A 21382-nucleotide genomic window follows, 5' to 3' on the forward strand; every position below is an offset into this window, starting at 1 on the left:
CGGTATTATTTATGATAGGCTGGTATAAAGGTCCATGTATTGACGGGCGGCTTTGTTCCACGAATGGTCTTGCTGCATGCCCGTTTTCCTGATTTTATTGAATGCGGTTTTGGTGCTGTACAGTTCCAGCGCGCGGCCGATGGCGTGATTCAGGTCGCCCGCCGTTGGCTGGAAAAACCTCACGCCGGTGCCGCCCTCGTCCCCGAAATCCGTCACCGTATCGCGGAGGCCGCCGGTGGTGCGGACGATCGGAATGGTACCGTATCGCATGGCGTACATCTGGTTCAGCCCGCAGGGCTCCACCCGCGAAGGCATCAGCAGGAAGTCCGCGCCGGCATACAAACGGCGGCTGAGCGCCTCGTTATAACCGATGTACACGCCAAAGTGTTCACCGTTTAACAGGCGCGCCTGTTGCATGAGCCATTCGATATGTGCATCCCCGCTGCCGAGGATCAGGCAGTTGAACGCCCCGGGATGCTCGTACAGCGCCCGGCTCACGGCGTCGGGGATGTAATCGGCCCCTTTGTCGCCCACGAGCCGGCCGATGAACACGAAAAGCGGCAGGCTGCTGTTGAATCCATATTCTTCACAGATGTTTTCCTTATTGGCTTTCTTCCCTTTGGTAACATCTTTTATGCCGAAGTTCACCGGCACCATGGGGTCGGACTTCGGGTCCCACACGTCGTCGTCTATCCCGTTGAGGATGCCCCGTGCCTTGGCCCTTTCGGCGTTCAGCAGGCCTTCCAGCCCGTTGGCGGCGTGGTAGAGCTCTTCCATGTAGCTGGGAGACACGGTATTGATGCGCCAGGCGCATTTGATGGCCGAGGCCAGCGGGTTGATGGCGCCGTTCCAGTCGAGCATACCGCTTTTCCAGAGGTCGAACGACGGGATGAGGTAGAGTTTGTCCCACCCGAATTGACCCTGGTATTGGGCATTATGGATGGTGAGCACGGTGGGGATGTGCGCCAGTCCGGTGTATTTCCGTCCATATTTGAGCAGGAACGGGATGAGGCCGGTGTGGTGATCGTGACAATGGACCACATCGGGCTGGTGCTGCCATTCGCTGAGCCAGTCGAGCACGGCCACCTGGAAAGCGAGGAACCGCTCGGTGTCGTTGGAATAACCGTAGACGTTGGGGGTGTCCAGCAACCCGGGGATGTCGACCTGGTAGAAATCGAACCCCAGGGCATTGTTGCTTTCTTTCCAGACATTGAAATGGTACCAATCGTGCCCCAGCCAGAGGCCACCCTGGTGTACGAGCTCGAAGCTTTGTTTCCCGCTTTCGCGGAAGGGGTTCCTGTAGGCAGGGATCACCACTTTGGCGATCGCGCCTTCCTGGACCTGGTATTTGGGGAGTGCGCCCACTACATCTGCCAGGCCGCCTACCTTGGCGGCCGGGTAACATTCCGCGCTGACGTGCAATATTTCCATACTTGATTATAATTTAATCCGGAAAGTCCAGATTACAAAGGAATCGTGCATAAAAATATGATCTTCAGCGCTGTGGAGGGTTCCAGGAGGTGCAATCCGGCCGTTCCATCCATTATTCGGACAACGAATGGCAGCTTTGAGGCGATCTGGCCTGATAAAACTCCTCCTGAGAACTATAATTTGGTGGTAGTTTTTACCCATGCGTTCATCGTTCGTTCTATTAATATTCCCTTTGGCCGGCGTCGCCATATGCGGCTGGAGCATCGTCAAAAACGGGTGCGCAGTCAACAATCTGGCATAAAATTTAGTTTTTAAAAACATTCATCAAATTCAACTGGTTATGATACTGGAAGCATTACGCGCGGAGTTCGAGCAGGAAGTAAACAGTACCCGGAAGCTGCTGGAAGCCGTCCCCGAAAAGGATATCAACTTCAAGCCTTCCCCGGTTTCCTGGACCATGGGGGAGTTGGCGCAGCATATCGCGACCATTTATTATTGGTATACCGGTACGTTTACGAAGGCTGTTTATGACTTGTCGGCCGACCGCATCGAGCGTGGCGCCCCGTCAGACATACAGGCTACGCGGGAGCTGTTCGAGAAGAACGTGGAACTGGCCCGGAAAGCATTGCAGGCGGCTACCGAAGATAGCCTAAAGGAAAACTGGACGATGCAGGTCGGTGGCCGGACAGTGCTCGGCCCGATGCCCCGGGGCGCTGTGGCCCGGGGGTTCCTGTTCAACCATTTGTACCATCATCGCGGCGAAATGATCGTCTATTTGCGGGCTTCGGGGAATAAAGTACCGGGGCTGTACGGGCCAACATATGAACAAAATCAGCCGCAGAAAGCGGGATGATTGCGGGATGATATAGGAAGCATTTCGCTGGATGCGGGAGGCGATCCTGACATTGATATCTAATATTGGGCGGGCTGGATTACACCCCTCCAGAAGTTAATATGGTAAGGGCGGCTGCGGCTGTAACATCATTGAGACCGATGCCTGGAGAGGTTTTCACCCAATGCTTCTTGACACCCGGTGGAAGCTGGTTGAGCGACGGGTCATCATCTATTATTACATAAGCATCCGTCCCGAACCGTTCAGCCCATTTCAGGACATCGTCGAGCCGGGAACTTGTAAAAACCGGATGCAGGTTGCGCTGGCTTTCAGTTGCTCCCGTTCCGTTTGCTTGTTTGGTCGGGTTATAGAACGCCGAAGTTGGGTTGAATACATCCTCCAGCGTATACACATCCTTAACGGCGCTTATCCTTCGACGCAATAATTCCGTCCACTGCAGGCTGGAATATCTTGTCCGATGAGAGGTTGTTAAAATGAGGGTTGCAGTGGTTTTCTCCAGCAACCATCGAAGTCGATCGCCAGCGACAGGACTGAACCGATAAAACCCGTCGGCTTCCAGTTCCGGCGGCTTCCAGCTATTTGCGGGAACCATTACGCCATCGATATCAAGTAAAATATATTGCTTCATAACTTCGTTAACAACAGCAATTTACATAATATCTACTGCCATATCCGCGATATTTTACATTCCCGGCCAGGCAATATGGACCTGTTGCCTCGGGTTCCGCACGTAACGGCAATTTCCCTGAAAAGCCTATTTTGCAGTTATGAAATTTGGCCAGATCGACGAGGTGCTCCTCAACGAGACCGACTTCAAGCTACCTGCCGAGCCCGCTTTCAACCGGGGCGTATTACCGGGGAAACCCGCGGCAAAACCGGTCATCCGGCTGGGATGTACCACCTGGAACCGGAAAGACTGGATAGGCGACATCTACCCTAAAGGCACAAAGGAAAAGGATTTCCTCACCGAATACGCCCGCTCTTACGCCAGCGTGGAACTGAATGCGACGCACTACAAAATTTACGGGCCGGATGCGATCGCGGGCTGGGCGGAGAAGGTGAAGAACCCCGATTTCCGGTTCTGTCCCAAAGTGCCGCAATCCATCAGCCATTACAGTAATCTCGTGAACGCCCGGGAGGCCACCACGTCCTTCCTGGAAGGGGTTTCGGCCTTCGGGGAGATGCTGGGGCCGATTTTCCTGCAGGTGGGCGAATCGTTCACCCCCAACCGCAGGGATTCCCTGTTTTCCTATCTGGCCTCCCTGCCGACCGATCTGCAGTTTTTCGCAGAGTTAAGGCATCCGGACTGGTTCGCCGATCCCCACAACAGCCAGGAGCTGTATTCCACGCTGCGCAAACTCAACACAGGCCTCATCATTACCGATACGGCCGGCCGGCGCGACGTGGTGCATATGCATCTGCCCGTTCCCCGGGCGATGGTGCGTTTTGTCGGCAACAGCCTCCATCCTAGCGATTTCCAACGGGCCGACGACTGGATCAACCGCCTTCATTTCTGGCTGGAGAACGGGCTGGAAGAGGCGTATATCTTCGTTCACCAGCATAACGACGACGGGGTGAACGAGCTTGCGACCTATTTCGCCGAGCGGCTGGAAGGGTTCCCCGGGCTGGAGATCCGCAAGCCCAGGAGCTTTAAGGAGAATACGCTGTTCTGATCCCTAGGTTGGTTGTGCAAATGGAAACAGAAACTGCCTTTAATGGGATTGCGTCATTACGATTCATCGGCATAGACCAGCATTGTCATCTTCATAGGCCGAAAAAACTGCCTATAACTGGATACGCCATTACGATTCATCGGCATAGACCAGCATTGTCATCTTCATAGGCCGAAAAAACTGCCTACAACTGAATTGCGCCATTCCGATGCACTGGCATAGGACAGCTATTGTCAGCCTCGCACTGCGCTTTAGCTGAATAAGCTCTACTGATGCCCCGAAATTCTCCGCGAAAACCATGCATCCTGGTCCAAAGCGTATTCTCTACCCCGATCCACCGGCCGCATTTGGCTGACGCCCCCAAATCAGCGCCCGGGACAGGCATGCCGCACCCCGTCCCCTGACTCGTAGATCCGGATGGCACTAAAAGCCCCACCCACGGCGATTTTCCCAAAAAGTACAGTATCTGGCCCCGCTCCCCCCTTTTAATGCTCCGGCCAATGTATTAATTTCGCCTTCATGATCAAGCGAGACGAGCTATTACAGCTGGGCCAGGAGCTGAAAGGCGAACTGTATACCGACGACACCATGCGGACACTCTATGCCACCGACGCATCCGCTTACCGGGAAATGCCATTGGCCGTGGCCATCCCCCAGGACGAATCCGATCTCAAAACACTGATCCGCTTCGCCCGGCAGCATAAAACCTCGCTCATCCCCCGCACCGCCGGCACTTCCCTCGCAGGACAGGTAGTTGGCAACGGGATCATCACCGACGTTTCCCGGAACTTCACCAAAATCCTCGAAATCAACACCGAAGAAAAATGGGTCCGCGTGCAGCCCGGCGTTATCCGCGACGAGCTGAACATGTTCCTCAAACCCTACGGTTTCTACTTCGGCCCGGAAACCTCCACCGCCAACCGCGCCATGATTGGCGGGATGGTCGGCAACAACTCCTGCGGCTCCAACTCCGTCGTTTACGGCAGCACCCGCGAACACCTCCTCGAAGTGAAAGCCATCCTCAGCGACGGCAGCGACGCTACTTTCGGAAAGCTTTCGCCCGAAGCGTTCCACGCCCGCTGCGAAGCGAACGACGGCCGGTTGGAAACCGCCGTATACAGGCAAATCCGTACCATTCTCGGGAATGCGGCCAACCAATCCGAAATCCGGAAGGAATTCCCCAAACCGGAAATCCTCCGCCGGAATACCGGGTACGCCATCGACCTGCTCCTCGAAACGGCCCCCTTCACCGCCGGCAAGGAAGACTTCAATTTCTGCAAGCTCATCGCCGGATCGGAAGGCACCCTCGCCTTCCTCACCGAGATCAAGCTCAACATCGAGCCGCTGCCGCCCAAAGAAACCGGGCTGCTGTGCGTGCACTTCAATACCATCGACGAATCCCTCCGCGCCAATATCATCGCCATGCGCTATAAACCCAGCGCCAGCGAGCTGATCGATCATTACATCCTGGAATGCACCAAGGATAATATCGAACAGAGCAAAAACCGCTTTTTCGTACAGGGAGACCCCGGCGCCATCCTCGTGGTGGAATTCTGCCGGAATACCCGCGAAGAGATCATCGCCATCGCCGACCAGGTAAAAGCCGAAATGCAATCTGCCGGCCTGGGATACCACTTTCCCCTCCTCTTCGGCGACGACACCAAGAAAATCTGGACCCTCCGCAAAGCAGGCCTCGGCCTTCTCGGCAACTTGCCCGGCGACGAAAAAGCCGTGCCCGTGATCGAAGACACCGCCGTTGCCGTGGAAGACCTCCCGGCATTCATCGCGGAGTTCAACGACATCCTGAAAAAATATAACCTCTACGCCGTTCACTATGCCCACGCAGGTAGCGGCGAGATCCACCTCCGGCCCATCATCAATCTCAAAACGAAAGAAGGCAACCAGCTCTTCCGCACCATCGCGGAAGAAATCGCCACGCTGGTGAAGAAATTCAACGGATCCCTCAGCGGCGAGCACGGCGACGGCCGCCTCCGCGGAGAATTCATCGCGCAGATGATCGGGCCGCGCAACTACGAGCTCCTCCGTCAGGTGAAATACACCTGGGACCCGGAAAACATCTTCAATCCCAACAAAATCGTGGACACGCCGTCCATGAACAGCATGCTGCGCTACGAGCCCGGCAAGAAAGCCCCCGATATCAAAACCGTTTTCCACTTCCCGGAGCAGACCATCCTCCAACATGCGGAACAGTGCAACGGATCGGGCGACTGCCGCAAGACGCACCTCAGCGGCGGCACCATGTGCCCCAGCTACATGGCCACCCGCAACGAAAAAGATACCACCCGCGCCAGGGCCAACATCCTCCGTGAATTCCTCACCAACAGCACGAAGGAAAACAAATTCGACCACGAAGAAATTTACGACGTGCTCGACCTCTGCCTCGCCTGCAAGGGCTGCAAGGGCGAATGCCCCTCCAACGTAGACGTGGCCAAGCTGAAGATGGAATTCCTCCAGCATTATTACGATGCCAACGGCGTTCCCCTCCGCGCTCGCCTCATCGGCAACTTCTCGCGCCTCACCGGCCTGGCCGCCATCGCGCCCGGGGTCTACAACTTCCTCGTGAAGAATAATACCACCTCGAAGCTCATCAAAAAATTCAGCGGCTTCGCACCCGACCGCTCCATGCCCACCCTCCAAAGCACCACGCTCCGGAAGTGGCTCCGCCGCAACCCGGCACCGGCCAAAGGCGGGAAGAAAGTGTACCTCTTCTGTGACGAGTTCACCAACTACAACGATACCCACATCGGCATCAAAACCGTGCAACTGCTGCGTAAACTCGGATACGACGTTACGCCCGTAGACCACCCGGAAAGCGCCCGTGCCCTCCTATCCAAAGGATTCCTGCGGCAGGCCAAAGTGTTCGCCGAGAAAAACGTAGCCCTTTTCGCAGATATCGTGACGGCAGATGCCCCCCTCATCGGCATCGAACCGAGCGCCATCCTCACGTTCCGCGACGAATATCCCGACCTCGTAGGCGACGCGCTGCGCGACAAAGCCAAAGCCCTCGCCAAAAACGTGTTCCTGGTAGACGAGTTCCTCGCCATGGAAGCCGACAAAGGCGCCATCCACAGCGGGATGTTCCGCGCCGGCGAGCAAAACATCAAACTGCATGGCCATTGCCAGCAAAAAGCCCTCTCGTCCGTGCTCCACAGCAAAAAAATCCTCAGCCTGCCCAAAGGCTACACCGTAGACGTCATCCCCTCCGGATGCTGCGGCATGGCAGGATCTTTCGGATACGAAAAAGAACACTTCGAAGTATCCATGAACATCGGCGAACTCGTCCTCTTCCCGGCCGTGCGCAAAGCCGGCAACGAAGCCCTCATCGCCGCACCGGGCACCAGCTGCCGCCATCAGATCAAAGACGGCACCGGCGCACACGCCATGCACCCCGTCGAAATCCTGTACGACGCATTGATATAATTCATTTACCTGAATGGATATTGTCCCCCGGCCAGGGTTATTTGGCCGGGGGATTTTTTATTTTACATGTAGGGCGGTCTTTGGGAATAGCCGGATTTAAAGAAACCCGAAACCTTTATCCGGTAACTTATCCAGGTTTAATTCTTTTCCCCTTCGGATTTTCTATCGCAGCCGGATCGATCAGATACTTTTGAAGCGATGCTAATTGAGCAATCGCAGCATCCCTCATCATTTCATACCTTTCCTTCTTGCCAATCCCCTGTCTGATCCAAGCTGCATTTAAATTTTCAAGATTGGACAGCACAATAAGGCGATGCGTGTCGGCACTATCCCTGATCGTATTTCGGCCGGATGCCGCTTCCGGATGCTGTTCCCTCCATTGCTTGGCCGTAAGCCCGAACAATGCCAGGTTTATTAAATCGGCTTCTTCTGCATATACAAAAACTTCATTCTTCTGCGGCGTATCCGCCCAGGGAATAAGCTTCTCTTTAATGGCATCCGTATGAATTTTGTAATTGGTTGCCGCTAAACTGCGCCTGAAGTTCCATTCAAGATGGTGTGTATCGCTCTCAATTTCCTTCAGCCGCTGGAATTCCTTGATTAAATAGAGTTTAAATGATGGACTGATCCAGGATGCGAATTCAAAAGCGATATCCTTATGCGCAAAAGTACCGCCGTACCTACCGGACTTCGACAGGATGCCGATTGCACCTGTTTTTTCAATCCATTGCTGTGGGGATACGGAAAACCTGTTCGTCCCGGAACCATTTTTAAACTCTTCGAATTCGAAGAGTTTAAAATCGGGGTTATACAAATGCTCCCATAAACCCAGGTATTCGATCGTGTCCTTTTTTCTTAGCCAGTTTCCTATCACCAAATGACTATTGGGTAAATTCCTGGCCATATCCGTCAAGGAAATATAGTCGTCATTTTTATGACCGACTATGCCAATGACATTGTCATTTACTTTAATTTCTCTTTTCTTTATCATCGCCTTTCTCTTTAATATTTTGAATGAACACTTCTTTGAAAAATGAGAAGATAAAGGTCGATAGCAGGAAAACTGCAGCAATGAAAAAAAGGCGAGAATATCCCGGAAAAACAGAGAATATCTCCGAAAAACGGACGGGGAACAGCAAGTTGCCCCGCTGTTCCCCGTGCTATGTTTTTTTTATCCTTTATTTCCTGACGAAAAACTCCCCGCCCGTAGGCCCGTCGTACCCGATCATCCACTTCCCGGCCAGGCTGTCTGGCCGCTCCAGGCGCGCTTTGAAGGAGAAGATATTATCCGTGCCCATGTCATATTTATACCGGGCATACAAATCTTTCCCGTTGCGCACATACGTTCCCCGCGCCGTCATCGTCTGCGATCCCACATCATGAACGATCAGCGTCCCATTCTGGTAGAATTCCATCCTGAAATGGCCGAAATAGCCGGCAAATGTGGTATCGCCTTCTTCGTTGCCGTAGGAATATCCATACCGGCCCGTCCAGGTACCCTGTATATCCTGGTTGGTGGGTTGCGGTTGCAGCTGGCGGGATTTTTTACATGCAAAAAAAGCCATGGCGATGCATAGCATGGTTACGTTTCGAAGCATATTCATTGGGGTTTGGAAGTCAAAATTAGGCAGGTTTCATAGGGGAAACAACCACATAAATATGTGAATGGCACGAACAAATGAAGGCGGCTTCCTGTTAAAATGGAGAATATGAATCCATCAGCCCGACTCATCACCACCGTCCTATGCCTGCTATCCGGCCCTGCCGCGGTTTTCGCCCAATCGGGCGAACTGAAGCTGGAAGACTGTTTCCGCATCGCCCGGCATAAAAACCTGGCCGTGGAGCAGGCCCGCCGCTCGCTGAATGCCCGGCAATATCAACTGGAAGCCGAACAGGCCACCTATTTCCCGAAAGTAGACCTGCTGGCGGGGTATAATTATCTCAGCAAACCACTGGAAATCAATCTTCAGCAGGTAAAAGGCGGGATCGTGGAAGGCTCCTCTCGCCAAAGCGTCAACGCCGCCAATACGGTCTTCAAAGAGATCACGGGCAACGATCTGCCGCAAAATGTGCAGGACGTCATCTTCAAATCGTCCGAAAATATCATCAGCGCCGTTTACCCCGACTACAACCCAGCCCTGGCCAAACAAAGCTATTTCGTGGCTGCGCTCGCGTTGCGCCAACCCATTTACCTCGGCGGCAAGCTCGCCACTGCCCGCAACATCGCCAAAGCACAGTACGACGCCGGGATCGTGAACCTGGAACTGGTGGAAAAACAAATGGACTTCGCGCTGGCCGCGGCTTACCTCAAAATTCTCTGGGTCAACGGCATGATGGCTTCGCAGGAACGCATCGTGGCCGCCATGGAGCGCAACGAACGGTACGCCATTTCGCTGGTAAAAAACGAGATCATCCCGCCCTACCAGCGCAACTGGGCCACCGTGGCACTGACGTACGCCCGCAGCCGTATGCACAACCTGGAACTGGAAAAGATCAATGGCATGGTGGAACTGAAACGCTTGATGCAATTGCCGCAGGATACGGTCCTCATCGTCACCGACACCCTCCGCTACCAACGCCTCCCCGACCCGGCGCCGCCGCCGGGCTTCTGGCGCGGCAACCCGGCTTGGAAAGCCGTAGACACCAAAACCGCCCTCGCCGAAACCACCGTCAAAGCCAGTAAATCGCTGCAACTCCCCAATATCTTCGGCATCGCCAGCCTGAACCTCTATCAGCGCGACCTCCCCGTAACCACGCCGCCATGGCTCGTGGGCGTGGAAATGCAGTGGAACCTCTTCAGCGGGTTCTCCCGCGAGAAACGCGTGAAAGCCACCCGGCAACTCGTGGAAGAAGCCAAAATCGCGTCGGAGAACACCCAGGCCCTGCTGGAAGCCGCCGCCACGGTAGTCCGCAATAAAGTCACCGTGCTGGAGCGCGACCTCCAAAGCCTCCTCCAGGCCCGCGACCAGGCGCAACTCACCACCACACAGGTCCAGGAGCGCCTGGCCGAACAGCTTTCCTCCGTCAAAGACGTGAACGAAGCCCTGCTCGTGGAAGAAGAGCTCGGGAAAGCCTATTACACCGCACTTTTCGGCTACATGCTCGCAGCCGCCGAATATTATAACATTCTTGGAACGCCTCAACAAATCTCCGCTTTGATACAATGAAAAAATTCATCACGCAATACTGGGCCCTCCTCATACCCGTGATCATCCTCCTGATCGCCGTACTGTTCCTCGTCCGCCAGTCGCCCGCGGCCGGCGATCAATTCCTCGGCATGGTAGACGCGAAGTATGTTGACGTTGCCGCGGAATTCCCCGGCCGGCTGGATTCGCTTTTCGTGGAACAGGGGGATACCGTGCGGGAAGGCCAGCTCCTCGGCGTGCTGCGCACCACCGAGATCAACGCCATCCGCAACCAGGCCGAAGCGGCCATTGAAGCGGCGCAGTCGCAGGTGAAGCTCCTGGAAAAAGGCGCCCGGCCGGAGATCATCACCAACGCCGGCAATCTGTACAAGATCGCGCAGGAACAATACGACCTGGCCCGCAAAACCTACGAACGGATGGAACGGCTCTACAACGACAGCGTGGTTTCCGGCACCGAGCGCGACGTGATCCATTTCCGGTTCCAGGCGGCCAAGAAAGAAATGGAGATCGCCCGGCTGAACCAGCAGATGCTGGAAAAAGGCACCCAGCCGGAGATCATCCAGACCGCCACCGCCATTCTCAAACAGGCGGAACAGGGTTATGAACTGACGAAAGCACTGACCGACAATACCCGCATCCATGCGCCGGCCGACGGCATCATTTCCAACCTGGTTATCCACCAGGGCGAGATCGTGAGCATCGGCTACCCCATGATGACGCTTCAGAAGAATATGTCGTATTTCATCCGGTTCAACATCCGGCAGGACAAGGCCGCGGCCTACCCGCTCGGCGCCAAAGTCAGGGTGAAAGTGCCCGGCTGCGACCCGGAAACGTTCGACGTGCAGGTGTCTGCCGTGGCGCCTTCCCTCGAGTTCGCCAATTGGGTGCCGACCAAGGAAAAAGGCGCGTTCGAACTACGGACATTCACCATCGAGATGAAACCCGTTACCGTCAACACCATACAGGGCCTGCGGCCGGGTATGACAGCCTCGCTCCTCACGCCATGATCCGCGCCACCGCACAGATAGCACTCCGGGAATGGAAACGCATCCTCACGCGGAAAGACCATTACATCGTTCTCCTCGTTCTGCCTGCGTTCCTGTTCTTCTTCTACGCCTTCATTTTCGACAAGCAACAGGCGGAAGACCTGCCCGTGGCTATTTGGGACGACGACCGGTCGGCCGTGTCCCGCCAGATCACTTTCCTGCTCGAACAAACGGCCAGCATCCACATCACCGCTTCCGTTTCCAGCGAAACCGAATTGCGGCAGCTGATGCAGGAAAAGAAGATCATCGGCGCGGTACATTTTCCGAAGAACATGGAGAAAGACATCAAAAGCCGCCACCCCGTGAAAGTGGCCGTGTACACAAATGCGTCGGCCCTCATCCCCAGCAAGCTCGTGTACAAGGATGCCGCCGCGGTCATCATCACGGCGGGGTCGGGCGTCAACCTGCAGAAATTCATGAAGACCGGAATGACGGAAGGAAAGGCCATGGCCCTCATCATGCCCGTCAAACTGCAACTATTCACCTTATACAACCCAACTTACAACTATCAAAACTACCTCGTTCCCGGACTGGTGACCGTGGCCATGATGATGATGATCATTATGGTGACGGTGCTCATTTTCAACAAGGAATGGGAAGAAGGGACGGAACAGGAACTGGCTGAAATAGGAAAAGGCAATGCCGGCGTGGTTTTCACGGGAAAGGCGCTGGCGCACCTCACCGCGTCGTGGATCAATTTCGCGCTGGTGTTCGGGATCATTTTTCCCATCTTTTCGATGTATCATGCCGGTACGTGGTGGAGCCTTTTCGTGATGTTCAATCTCATGTCGCTGGCCTGTATCGGGATCGGCGCGATGGTTTCCGTCATCATGCTGGATGTGATGCTGGCGCTGGATTTCGGGATATTCTACACCTCGCCGGCCTTTGTGTTCAGCGGGTTTACCTTTCCGAGATGGGGCATGCCGTGGTACGACCAGTATTACGCCGCCATCATGCCCTACACGCCTTTCCTGGACGCGTTCTTCAAACTGTATTTCATGGAGCTGCCGCTGCGGTACGCCGGTCCGGAAGCGTTGCGGCTCCTGCTGTTCATAGGTTTTACATTCTTCATCGCCGTGTTCTTCCTCCAGAAACGGCTGGATAAAACGCAAACGCATGCTGCTCCGGTTACTGCTTCGTGAAGTGAAAAGAATTGCGGCAGACCATAGCCTCGTGCTGACGCTGCTGCTCGCGCCGCTGGTGTACGTATTTTTCTACGGCAGTATTTACCAGTACAAAGCCGAAGAAGAAGTGCCCATCGCCGTGGTGGACGAAGACCGTACGGGCCTTTCGCAAACGCTCATCACGCAGATCGACAATTCGCAGATGGTGGACGTTGCCCTCCGCACCACGCTGGAAGGCGCGAAGGAAAGCATGTACCAGGGCCATACACAGGGATTTTTATACATCGAAAAAGGCATGGAACAAAAGGTGCTGTCGCTCCAGCAGGCGGATATGGTCCTGGCCGTGAATGCCGCGCGCTTCCTCCCTTCCAGCGAAGTGGCGGGCGCCATTACGCAGATCGGGCTTACGGTGGGCGCGGGCGTGCGGTTGCAATACCTGCAGAAAAAGGGCATGAACACGGAGATGAGCATGCAGGAAGTGATGCCGGTCAACGTCGACTACAGGCCCATGTTCAACAGCCGGTCGGATTACGGCACGTTCCTGCTGCCGGGTTTGATCGCCATGATATTGCAGCAAACCCTGCTCATCGGGCTGGCCGGCGGTTCCGCGGCCGAAAGGCAGCGCGGTTCCATTTCCGAATGGATGCAGATGGCCGGCGGCAACGCTTCCGTGGCGCTGTGGGGAAAGGGGCTGTTTTACTTCCTGCTGTTCTGCGCCTATGCTTACTTCTTCCTTACCGTCAACTTTCGTGTGCTGGAGCTGGAGATCCTCGGCAGCGGCTGGGAACTGGCCGTCATCACGATGATCTTCCTGCTGTCGCTCATCCCCATGGGCATTTTCACCGGCCTGCTCTTCAAATCGCAATTGCTGGCCACGCAGCTCATGGTGTTTTCGACCTATCCCATCTTCCTCATTACCGGGTATAGCTGGCCGCTGTCGGAAATGCCGCCGTTCGTCAAAGCCGTATCGTACCTGTTGCCCATCACGCCGTTTTTAGGATTGTACCAGGGCGTTGTGCAACAGGGCGCGCATATTACCGACAGGCTGCCCGACCTGTACCATCTCCTGGGGCTGTGGTGCTTTTATGCCGCTATCTGCCTGTGGAAGATGCGTTCCCTCTATAAACCCAACGCCGTAGCCCATGCGGTCTAAGGCCGGCATACTCGTTACCCTCATGCTGGGCACCATCATGGCTTCGCTGGACAGTTCCATCGTGAACATCTCCCTGCCCATCATGCAGGAGCAGTTCGGCAGCCGGATGGACGAAGTGCAGTGGGTGGTAACGGCCTACATGATGGCTTTTTCCGTGTTCATGCCGCTGACCAACTGGTTGAAGAACCGCATCGGGTTCTTTAATTTATATGTGGCCAGCCTGGGTATTTTCACGATCGGGTCGTTGCTGTGCAGTTTATCGCATTCGCTGGAAGGCCTGGTGGTGAGCCGTGTGATACAGGCCATTGGCGGCGGCGCCCTGCAGCCTACGGTGCTGGCCATGCTGACGTATATTTTCCCGCCGGAAATAAGGGGGAAGATGATGGGCTGGTGGGGATTCGGCGTCGTGATCGGGCCGGCGCTCGGGCCTACGCTGGGCGGCGTGCTCACGGAGCACCTGGGCTGGCCGTCCATCTTCTGGATCAACGTGCCCATCGGCATCCTCACCCTCGTAATGTGTTATGTATACCTCGGTTTCATGCGGCAACAGGAAAAGGTGAAGCAGCGGTTCGACACGCCGGGATTCCTGTTGCTGACCACGTTCCTCGTGACGCTGCAGCTGGGGATTTCGCGGCTGGAAAAGGATAGCGCCACGGTATACGGGTTCGTTTTGTATTTCGCCGTGGCGGTGCTGGCACTGGTGTTTTTCATTTTGTGGGAAAGGGGCCGGCGGGACGGGATTTACGACATCCGTATTTTCCGCAACTGGACGTTCGTTTCCGCATTGATGGTGACCGGCGTGCGATCGGCGGCGCTTTTCGGCGGGGTGTTCCTGTTGCCGTTCCTGCTGCAGCGGCATATGCATTTTTCCGAAATGAACGCCGGGCTGCTGCTCCTCCCCGCTTCCCTCACGCTGGCGGCGATGATGCCACTGGCCGGTAATTGGGTAGACCATCACAGCCCACGGGGCATCGCTATTACAGGATTATTGCTTTTGTCGCTGACGATGGTGCTTTTCGGCCGGATGGACGTGGGCAGCAGCGTAACGTTCATCGTGATCACGATGCTCATCCGCGGGATGGGGCTGGGCTGCCTGATGACACCCGTGACAGTGGCCACGGTGAACGCGGTGCCGCGCCCCCTCATCACCCAGGCTTCTTCGCTGAACAACCTGGTGCTGCAGGTATCGGGGGCCATCGGCGTGGCGGTCTTGTCTGTCGTGCACCAGCAGGCCGGCGATCACTTCCTGGGCCGGGGATATACTGAGCCTGCGGCCGAGCACCTGGCGTTGCAATACAGTTTCAGCGTATCGGCTGCTTTGCTGATAGTAGCCATCATTCCCGCGCTTTTCATTTCCAACCGCCGGGCGCAGCATCATCCACAGGCTGCAACGGCAAAAATTCCGTAAATTGGCGCATGCAGAAAAAACCAGGGCCCATCGGCGTTTTTGATTCGGGATATGGAGGATTGACCGTTCTGAAGGAGATCGTCAAATCATTGCCGGAATACGATTACATCTACCTGGGCGACAATGGGCGGGCGCCCTACGGCGGCCGGTCTTATGAAACCGTTTACCATTATACCCTCGAATGCGTGCAGCACCTGTTCCGGATGGGATGCCACCTGGTGGTGCTGGCCTGCAATACCGCGTCTGCCAAGGCGTTGCGCACCATCCAGCAGAACGATCTGCCGAAGATCGACCCGGAGCGCCGCGTGCTGGGCATTATCCGGCCTACCACCGAGATCGTGGGCGATTATTCCAAAAGCCGCAGCGTGGGGATCTTCGGGACGGCAGGCACCGTCAATTCCCAAAGCTATCCCATCGAGATCGAGAAATTCTTCCCCGATATCACCGTGTTCCAGCAGGCCTGCCCCATGTGGGTGCCGCTGGTGGAAAATGCGGAGTACGAAAGCGAAGGGGCCGATTTCTTCATCAAAAAATACATCCGGCAGCTCATGGTGCAATCGGAAGACATCGATACCATCGTGCTGGGATGCACCCATTACCCGCTGCTGGCCGACAAGATCAGGAAGTACCTCCCGCACGACGTGACCCTGCTTTCCCAGGGTACCATCGCTGCGGCGAGCCTGGCCGACTACCTGGAGCGGCACCCTGAAATCCGGGAGAAATGCAGTACGGGAGGGACGCGCGTGTTTTATACGACAGACGATACGCAGACGTTCGACCGCGCCGCCGGCATTTTTTTCGAGCAGCCGGTAGAGAGCCGTCATCTCGCATTGTAGGGTTGTAAAAATTCCGTACATTGGAATCAGTACTTTTCATCTAAATTCACTTCACTATGCTAAGTAAAACCATTCAGGAAGCCCTGAACAAACAAGTGGCGCTGGAAGCGGCGTCATCGCAGGCGTATCTGGCGATGGCTTCCTGGGCAGATATCCAGCCGGGGCTCCAGGGTGTGGCCGACTTTTTCTACCAGCAGTCCGACGAGGAAAGGGTGCATATGCTGAAGCTCCTCAAGTTCGTGAACGAGCGTGGCGGGTTCGGTGTGGTGCCCGAGCTGAAGCAGCCCATCATTACCTTCCTGTCGCTCAAGCGGGCGTTCGAAGAATTCCTGTCCCACGAGATCAAGGTGTCTGAAAGCATCAACGACCTGGTGCACCAGGCGCTGCAGGAAAAAGACTATGCCACCCATAACTTTCTGCAATGGTATGTTTCCGAACAGATCGAAGAAGAGCGCCTCGCGCGTACGCTGAACGATAAGCTGGAGCTTATCGGTGAAGATAAGAGCGGCCTCTACCTGTTCGACCGCGACATTATGAACTATCGCGCCCAGATTTCCAAGGGCTGATAAGGGAGCACATAAAATCATGTTGGGGCCGGCAATGCGACCGGCCCCTTTTTATGTAAGGGGGAAATTGAAAAACCACGCAGACGCGTGGTTTCGCTGTTCTACCCGGTTTAGAAGCTCTCCGGGATCATTTTTGCTAACGATTCGCGGTTAGCGTTCATTTTAGATGCAAGACGAAATATAACTGCGGACGGTGGCGCCCGGAAAGTGGACAAGCTGAAACGCAGGCCCGATGCGAAGCTCCACGGAATATCCCATTTTCCATGCAAACGTTTCCTTAACCTTCTTCCTCTTCTTCAACGGTTTCGGCGACTTCCCGGTTCTTCTGGGCGCGGATGGTTTTGAGGTGGCCGGTAGGTGTTTTTCCGAAGTGGCGGTTGAAGATGCGGGAGAAGTGCGTTTGGTCGGAGAAGCCCGTCATATAGGCGATTTCCGTGAGCGAGTATTTTTCTTCTTCCATGAGCTCGAGTGCTTTTTCGATCCGTTTTTTGCGGATGTATTCGCCGAAGGTCATGTCTTCGAAATCGCGGGAGAACTCGTTGGACAGGTATTCGGGGTTGGCGTTGAGCTTGCGCGACAGTTCGGGCAGGCTCAGGGCGAGGTTGGTATCGATCTGGTCTTGCACGATGGCGGCGATTTCCTGTACCCACATGGGTTTGCGGACGCGGTCGGAATATTTTTGGGTGACGAATTTGTGGAACACTTCCATGAGCACGTGCTCGGAATATTCGGGTGGCTGGCTGATGCCGGGGAGCTGGGAAGCCCAGGCATGGAGGGCTTCGAAGAGAATGACGCCCTGGCGGGTGAGCTCGTCGCCCGGAGGGATGGAAATCGCGAGGCCTTCGGCTACGGCGCGGAACCCGGCGGCGTACGGCGAGGGGTCGGGTTTGTTGAGGGCCATGCTGCGGATGATGGGCGACATAACGGCCAGTGCCGGGTCTTGAAGGCGGTGTTTGCGCAGAAATACATCGAACAGGCATTGGTCTCCCCAGGCGAAGTATTCGGAGCCGGACATGTCGAAAGCGATGGCCCCTTCGTTCCTGGAAATGGGGATGACGCGGTGTTCGGGAACGTATTGAATATCTGCTTGCTGGTCGATCAGTTTACGGATGAGCCAGATACAGGCGATCCGGTCCAGCTTCGGATGTAATCGGGTGACCCATTTCATAATAAGACGCGGTTTATGATATGATTTGAATATGGTTGATGGGTAGAAAATGGAACTTTTCCTGCAGAATCCCTGTTAAGCGATTCCTAATCCATGAAATTCTTCCCCGAAGCGGCGACGATGCAGGGCTTGGGCGACTTAATGTCTTTGGAACACAATCCCACACAGCTAATTTTCCGTAAAAAAAATTTGGGAATCCGGGATAAATTTTATTATTTGGCCTAAAATGCAATCGTTTGCACTTTTTTAGTGCAAACGATTGCATCCTGAAAGGGGTCAACCAAAATTACACGTTATCTGAAAAGTCAAAAAAGCATCAGGACAGCTGAATTCCATACCATGTTGTGACGATCTCCGACGTAGCGTTATGAAGAAGAGTTTCCCGGTAAAATACACTTTCAGGAATCTATGAAATATACGCCGGTACCGCGTTCCGGCCCAACAAGCTATACAATGCAATCACAATCACCAGTCAAAACTGATTATTGATGAGAAAATTTCACGTTAGAAAGCTGCTGCTGCTACCCGGCGCAGGCTTCCTGGCTGCCGGCCTCTGGGCCTTCCCCGCATCGGCGGTCCCTAACAGCCCCGGCACCCCCTCAGGCACCAGCGCCCGATGGGCCGCCATCAAGGGCTCCGTTATCGACGACTTCGGTAAACCTGTAGCCGGCGTGCTCGTTCGCCGCAAATCCGGCGCAGGGAACGCCATCACGGACGCCGACGGGAATTTCTCCCTTTCCGCAGACCCGGGCGAAACGCTCGTGTTCTCCCATCCCGGATTCCGCGCCATAGAAGCCACCGCTTCCGCAGGTGAGAATTTCCGCGTCAGGATGCTCCCTTCCCTGCAAGACAGCGATTCCCTCTACCACATCCTTTACGGACAGCAACGGAAAGCCACATCGGTAGCCGCTATCGCCCAGATCGGGCAACGCAGCCTCAACCGCACGTTTTCCACCAGCCTCCACGGGATGATGGCCGGCAGGCTCGCCGGGTTCAACCTCAGTTATGTGCCCGGGATCCCGGGAGACGAATCCTTCTCCCCCGAAATGCGCGGTACCTCTCCCATGATCATGATCGACGGCGCACCGGCCCGGAACATGACCAACATCAACCCGGAACAGATCGAGTCCGTCACCCTGCTTAAAGACGCGCTTTCCACCGCCATGTACGGCATGCGCGCCTCCAACGGCATCCTGCTCATCACCACCCGCAAGGGCGAGCGGTCTTCCGGCCAGCGCATCTCCTTCACCGCCGGCGTCGGCACTTCGCAGATGCTCAAAAGCTACAAGGAGCTCAGCGCCTACGATTACGCCAGGCTGTATAACGAAGCACAGGCCAACGACGGCATTCCGGCCACCTACTCCCAGGAGGACCTCGATCTTTACCGCAACGGCACTGATCCTACCGGCCACCCGGACGTAGACTGGCGCAACGAAGTGCTGAAGAAAAACGCCCTCATGCAGCGGTACGACCTGAATATTTCGGGCGCCCGCGGCAATGCGCGCTATTTCGTAGACCTGAACTACACCAACCAGGCCGGTCCTTTCAAAACCGACGCCATCAATAAATACAATACCAACGCCGACATGCAGCGTTACCTCGTACGTTCCAACGTAGACGTGCAGATCAACCGCAGCATTTCCGCTTCGCTGAACCTTTCCGGCCGCATCCAGAACAATAACGAGCCGGGCGGCTTCGGCCCCAATATCATGCAGGAGATCCGCAATACGCCGCGCAACGCATACCCGGTGTTCAACCCGGACGGTTCCCTGGGCGGCAACAGCACCTACTCCGAAAACATCTACGGCCTCACCATGAGAAGCGGCTATGCCAACCGGTATGCCCGCGAAGTGAACGCAGAACTGAACATCCGTGCAGACCTCAGCGATATCACGCCCGGCATGTGGTTCCGCGTGGGCGGTTCGTACTACACCAACTTCGCCGAGTATATCGTCCGCGTCAAGCGGAATGCCGTGTACCAGCTGTACACCGATCCCGCGACCGGAGAAACCTCCTATCTCAAAACCGGTGAAGATACCGACATGGGCAACACCCGCGAATCCAGCAGCACCGAGCGCTTCTTCAATTCGGACGCGCAACTGGGCTGGACGCGCGGTTTCGGGCAGCATCACTTCAACGCCATGCTCGGCCTCAATTACGATAACCGCATCCTCGGATCGCAACTGGCGCAGTTCTTCCTCGGAGGGGCCGCCCGCCTGCAATACGATTACGCGGAGAAATATATGTTCGAAGCCGTGGTAGGCCGCAACGGCACCAACCGTTACCACCCGGACCGCCGCTACGGCACCTTCCCCGCGTTCGGCATCGGATGGAACCTCGCCAAAGAAAACTTCCTGTCTGCCGCCACCTGGCTCAATATGCTGAAACTGCGCGCTACCTACGGTCTTACCGGAGACGCGTTCAACTCCACCCGGACTTCCGGCTCCGGGGAATCCTACTTCGTGTATAACCAATACTACGTAGGCGGCACCGGCTACAGCTTCGGCACATCGCACTCCGCTGTTTCCGGCGTCCGGGAAGGCACACTCAACAACCCGTTCATTTCCTGGGAGAAAGCGCGCAAATTCAATGTAGGCCTGGATGTGGAGGCGCTCGACAATCGCGTTGCCTTTACCGCCGACATCTATAACGATCTCTACACCGATCTGCTGCTGACCCGCGGTACCGCCACCGCCCTGCTGGGCATCGGCTACCCGCAGGAGAACCTGGGCAAGACACGCGTGAAAGGCATGGAATTCACCGCTACCTACCGCGGAACGGCCGGCGCGCTGAGCTATTATGCAACCGGCGTACTGTCTGCACAACATGGCATCAACGTGTATCTCGACGAAACGGCCCGTCCTTATCCCTGGCTCGTGCGCACCGGCAATTACACCGGCATGCTGTACGGTTACCAGGCCGATGGTTTGTACCAATCGGAAGATGAGATCGAACGGGGCACCTGGATCGACGGTTACCGCCCCAAGCCCGGCGATATCCGGTATAAAGACCTGAACGGCGACGGCCGCATCAACCAGTTCGACCAGTCGCTCATCACGCCCGAGAAGCCGCGCGTGAACTATGGCCTCAACCTGGGCTTCGGCTGGAAAGGGCTCGACCTTTCCCTATTGTTCCAGGGCACGGGGAACCGTTACAGCAGCGTGGCCATTTACGAGTTCGCCGACAACGGCAAGGGCAACGCCTTCGAGCACCACCTTGGCCGCTGGACGCCGGAAACGGCCGCTTCCGCCACGTATCCCCGCCTCACCATCGGTTCCAACTTCAACAACTCGCAAGCATCCAGTTACTGGATCAGGAACACTTCCTACCTGCGGTTGCGGAATGCGGAGCTGGGGTACAATGTGCCGGAGCGCTTCGCCCGCCGGTTCCGCCTCGCATCCGCCCGCTTCTTCCTGAACGGTACCAACCTGCTGACCTGGTCGAAGTTCAAGGATACCGATCCCGAGAACCTGAACGGCAACTACCCCGTATCCCGTGTCATGTACGCCGGTATCAACATCAAACTCTAACGCGCAT

16 protein-coding genes are annotated in these 21382 nt (G+C 55.8%); 11 read left to right on the plus strand and 5 right to left on the minus strand.

Annotation, left to right across the window (positions count from 1 at the left end; translation table 11 throughout):
• Positions 1 to 9: 9 nt before the first annotated feature.
• On the minus strand, positions 10 to 1431 hold the full coding sequence (locus tag ACQKLP_RS16415; protein ID WP_427323866.1) for a glycogen synthase: 1422 nt from the start codon (positions 1429 to 1431) through the stop codon (positions 10 to 12).
• A gap of 340 nt (positions 1432 to 1771) precedes the next feature.
• Here ACQKLP_RS16415 and ACQKLP_RS16420 point away from each other — a divergent pair, with 340 nt between their 5' ends.
• Complete coding sequence (locus ACQKLP_RS16420) at positions 1772 to 2284, plus strand: DinB family protein (RefSeq protein WP_427323868.1); 513 nt, start codon at positions 1772 to 1774, stop codon at positions 2282 to 2284.
• Between the two features lie 79 nt (positions 2285 to 2363).
• On the opposite strand, the gene ACQKLP_RS16425 is transcribed toward ACQKLP_RS16420, so the two are convergent.
• Positions 2364 to 2912 (minus strand): HAD domain-containing protein, encoded by a 549-nt coding sequence (locus tag ACQKLP_RS16425; protein WP_427323869.1) that lies wholly within the window; start codon positions 2910 to 2912, stop codon positions 2364 to 2366.
• A 139-nt stretch (positions 2913 to 3051) separates the two neighbouring features.
• Here ACQKLP_RS16425 and ACQKLP_RS16430 point away from each other — a divergent pair, with 139 nt between their 5' ends.
• The gene (locus tag ACQKLP_RS16430; protein WP_427323870.1) at positions 3052 to 3957 is read left to right on the plus strand and encodes a DUF72 domain-containing protein; all 906 of its coding nucleotides are present in this window, start codon (positions 3052 to 3054) and stop codon (positions 3955 to 3957) included.
• A gap of 519 nt (positions 3958 to 4476) precedes the next feature.
• Complete coding sequence (locus ACQKLP_RS16435; protein ID WP_427323871.1) at positions 4477 to 7398, plus strand: FAD-binding and (Fe-S)-binding domain-containing protein; 2922 nt, start codon at positions 4477 to 4479, stop codon at positions 7396 to 7398.
• Between the two features lie 127 nt (positions 7399 to 7525).
• Here ACQKLP_RS16435 and ACQKLP_RS16440 read toward each other — a convergent pair whose 3' ends face one another.
• Both ACQKLP_RS16440 and ACQKLP_RS16445 read right to left on the minus strand, forming a co-directional pair.
• Complete coding sequence (locus tag ACQKLP_RS16440) at positions 7526 to 8389, minus strand: KilA-N domain-containing protein (protein ID WP_427323872.1); 864 nt, start codon at positions 8387 to 8389, stop codon at positions 7526 to 7528.
• Positions 8390 to 8576: 187 nt separating this feature from the next.
• A complete protein-coding gene (locus ACQKLP_RS16445; protein WP_427323873.1) occupies positions 8577 to 8996 on the minus strand; it encodes a hypothetical protein in 420 nt (139 codons plus the stop codon).
• A gap of 111 nt (positions 8997 to 9107) precedes the next feature.
• Here ACQKLP_RS16445 and ACQKLP_RS16450 point away from each other — a divergent pair, with 111 nt between their 5' ends.
• Genes ACQKLP_RS16450 through ACQKLP_RS16480 form a run of 7 tightly spaced genes read left to right on the plus strand, consistent with a single transcriptional unit; the run spans position 9108 to position 16677 of the window.
• Positions 9108 to 10565, plus strand: coding sequence for a TolC family protein (locus ACQKLP_RS16450; RefSeq protein ID WP_427323874.1), 1458 nt, complete (start codon positions 9108 to 9110; stop codon positions 10563 to 10565).
• Positions 10562 to 11551, plus strand: a complete 990-nt coding sequence (locus ACQKLP_RS16455) for an HlyD family secretion protein (protein WP_427323876.1) — start codon at positions 10562 to 10564, stop codon at positions 11549 to 11551. Before ACQKLP_RS16450 ends, ACQKLP_RS16455 begins: the two co-directional genes overlap by 4 nt.
• Positions 11548 to 12732 carry an ABC transporter permease gene (locus tag ACQKLP_RS16460; protein WP_427323877.1) on the plus strand — a complete coding sequence of 395 codons (1185 nt, stop codon included), beginning with the start codon at positions 11548 to 11550 and terminating at the stop codon, positions 12730 to 12732. The genes ACQKLP_RS16455 and ACQKLP_RS16460 overlap by 4 nt, the downstream gene beginning before the upstream one ends.
• Complete coding sequence (locus ACQKLP_RS16465) at positions 12707 to 13867, plus strand: ABC transporter permease (RefSeq protein WP_427323878.1); 1161 nt, start codon at positions 12707 to 12709, stop codon at positions 13865 to 13867. Before ACQKLP_RS16460 ends, ACQKLP_RS16465 begins: the two co-directional genes overlap by 26 nt.
• Positions 13857 to 15275 (plus strand): DHA2 family efflux MFS transporter permease subunit, encoded by a 1419-nt coding sequence (locus tag ACQKLP_RS16470; RefSeq protein ID WP_427323879.1) that lies wholly within the window; start codon positions 13857 to 13859, stop codon positions 15273 to 15275. Before ACQKLP_RS16465 ends, ACQKLP_RS16470 begins: the two co-directional genes overlap by 11 nt.
• 8 nt (positions 15276 to 15283) lie before the next feature.
• Positions 15284 to 16111 (plus strand): glutamate racemase, encoded by an 828-nt coding sequence (gene murI, locus ACQKLP_RS16475; protein ID WP_427323880.1) that lies wholly within the window; start codon positions 15284 to 15286, stop codon positions 16109 to 16111.
• A gap of 56 nt (positions 16112 to 16167) precedes the next feature.
• Complete coding sequence (locus tag ACQKLP_RS16480) at positions 16168 to 16677, plus strand: ferritin (RefSeq protein ID WP_427323881.1); 510 nt, start codon at positions 16168 to 16170, stop codon at positions 16675 to 16677.
• Positions 16678 to 16954: 277 nt separating this feature from the next.
• On the opposite strand, the gene ACQKLP_RS16485 is transcribed toward ACQKLP_RS16480, so the two are convergent.
• Complete coding sequence (locus ACQKLP_RS16485; protein WP_427323882.1) at positions 16955 to 17845, minus strand: chromate resistance protein ChrB domain-containing protein; 891 nt, start codon at positions 17843 to 17845, stop codon at positions 16955 to 16957.
• 488 nt (positions 17846 to 18333) lie between these two features.
• Between ACQKLP_RS16485 and ACQKLP_RS16490 the strand changes: the two genes are divergently transcribed.
• On the plus strand, positions 18334 to 21375 hold the full coding sequence (locus ACQKLP_RS16490; protein WP_427323883.1) for a SusC/RagA family TonB-linked outer membrane protein: 3042 nt from the start codon (positions 18334 to 18336) through the stop codon (positions 21373 to 21375).
• Positions 21376 to 21382 lie beyond the last annotated feature (7 nt).

It is taken from the genome of Chitinophaga sp. NPDC101104 (assembly GCF_050277495.1).
Lineage (GTDB): Bacteria > Bacteroidota > Bacteroidia > Chitinophagales > Chitinophagaceae > Chitinophaga.

What these genes read in the sequence shown, in the direction of transcription:
- ACQKLP_RS16415 (WP_427323866.1), bottom strand. Translation starts at nt 1,431, where the DNA reads ATGGAAATATTGCACGTCAGCGCGGAATGTTACCCGGCCGCCAAGGTA.
- ACQKLP_RS16420 (WP_427323868.1), top strand. Translation starts at nt 1,772, where the DNA reads ATGATACTGGAAGCATTACGCGCGGAGTTCGAGCAGGAAGTAAACAGT.
- ACQKLP_RS16425 (WP_427323869.1), bottom strand. Translation starts at nt 2,912, where the DNA reads ATGAAGCAATATATTTTACTTGATATCGATGGCGTAATGGTTCCCGCA.
- ACQKLP_RS16430 (WP_427323870.1), top strand. Translation starts at nt 3,052, where the DNA reads ATGAAATTTGGCCAGATCGACGAGGTGCTCCTCAACGAGACCGACTTC.
- ACQKLP_RS16435 (WP_427323871.1), top strand. Translation starts at nt 4,477, where the DNA reads ATGATCAAGCGAGACGAGCTATTACAGCTGGGCCAGGAGCTGAAAGGC.
- ACQKLP_RS16440 (WP_427323872.1), bottom strand. Translation starts at nt 8,389, where the DNA reads ATGATAAAGAAAAGAGAAATTAAAGTAAATGACAATGTCATTGGCATA.
- ACQKLP_RS16445 (WP_427323873.1), bottom strand. Translation starts at nt 8,996, where the DNA reads ATGCTTCGAAACGTAACCATGCTATGCATCGCCATGGCTTTTTTTGCA.
- ACQKLP_RS16450 (WP_427323874.1), top strand. Translation starts at nt 9,108, where the DNA reads ATGAATCCATCAGCCCGACTCATCACCACCGTCCTATGCCTGCTATCC.
- ACQKLP_RS16455 (WP_427323876.1), top strand. Translation starts at nt 10,562, where the DNA reads ATGAAAAAATTCATCACGCAATACTGGGCCCTCCTCATACCCGTGATC.
- ACQKLP_RS16460 (WP_427323877.1), top strand. Translation starts at nt 11,548, where the DNA reads ATGATCCGCGCCACCGCACAGATAGCACTCCGGGAATGGAAACGCATC.
- ACQKLP_RS16465 (WP_427323878.1), top strand. Translation starts at nt 12,707, where the DNA reads ATGCTGCTCCGGTTACTGCTTCGTGAAGTGAAAAGAATTGCGGCAGAC.
- ACQKLP_RS16470 (WP_427323879.1), top strand. Translation starts at nt 13,857, where the DNA reads ATGCGGTCTAAGGCCGGCATACTCGTTACCCTCATGCTGGGCACCATC.
- murI (WP_427323880.1), top strand. Translation starts at nt 15,284, where the DNA reads ATGCAGAAAAAACCAGGGCCCATCGGCGTTTTTGATTCGGGATATGGA.
- ACQKLP_RS16480 (WP_427323881.1), top strand. Translation starts at nt 16,168, where the DNA reads ATGCTAAGTAAAACCATTCAGGAAGCCCTGAACAAACAAGTGGCGCTG.
- ACQKLP_RS16485 (WP_427323882.1), bottom strand. Translation starts at nt 17,845, where the DNA reads ATGAAATGGGTCACCCGATTACATCCGAAGCTGGACCGGATCGCCTGT.
- ACQKLP_RS16490 (WP_427323883.1), top strand. Translation starts at nt 18,334, where the DNA reads ATGAGAAAATTTCACGTTAGAAAGCTGCTGCTGCTACCCGGCGCAGGC.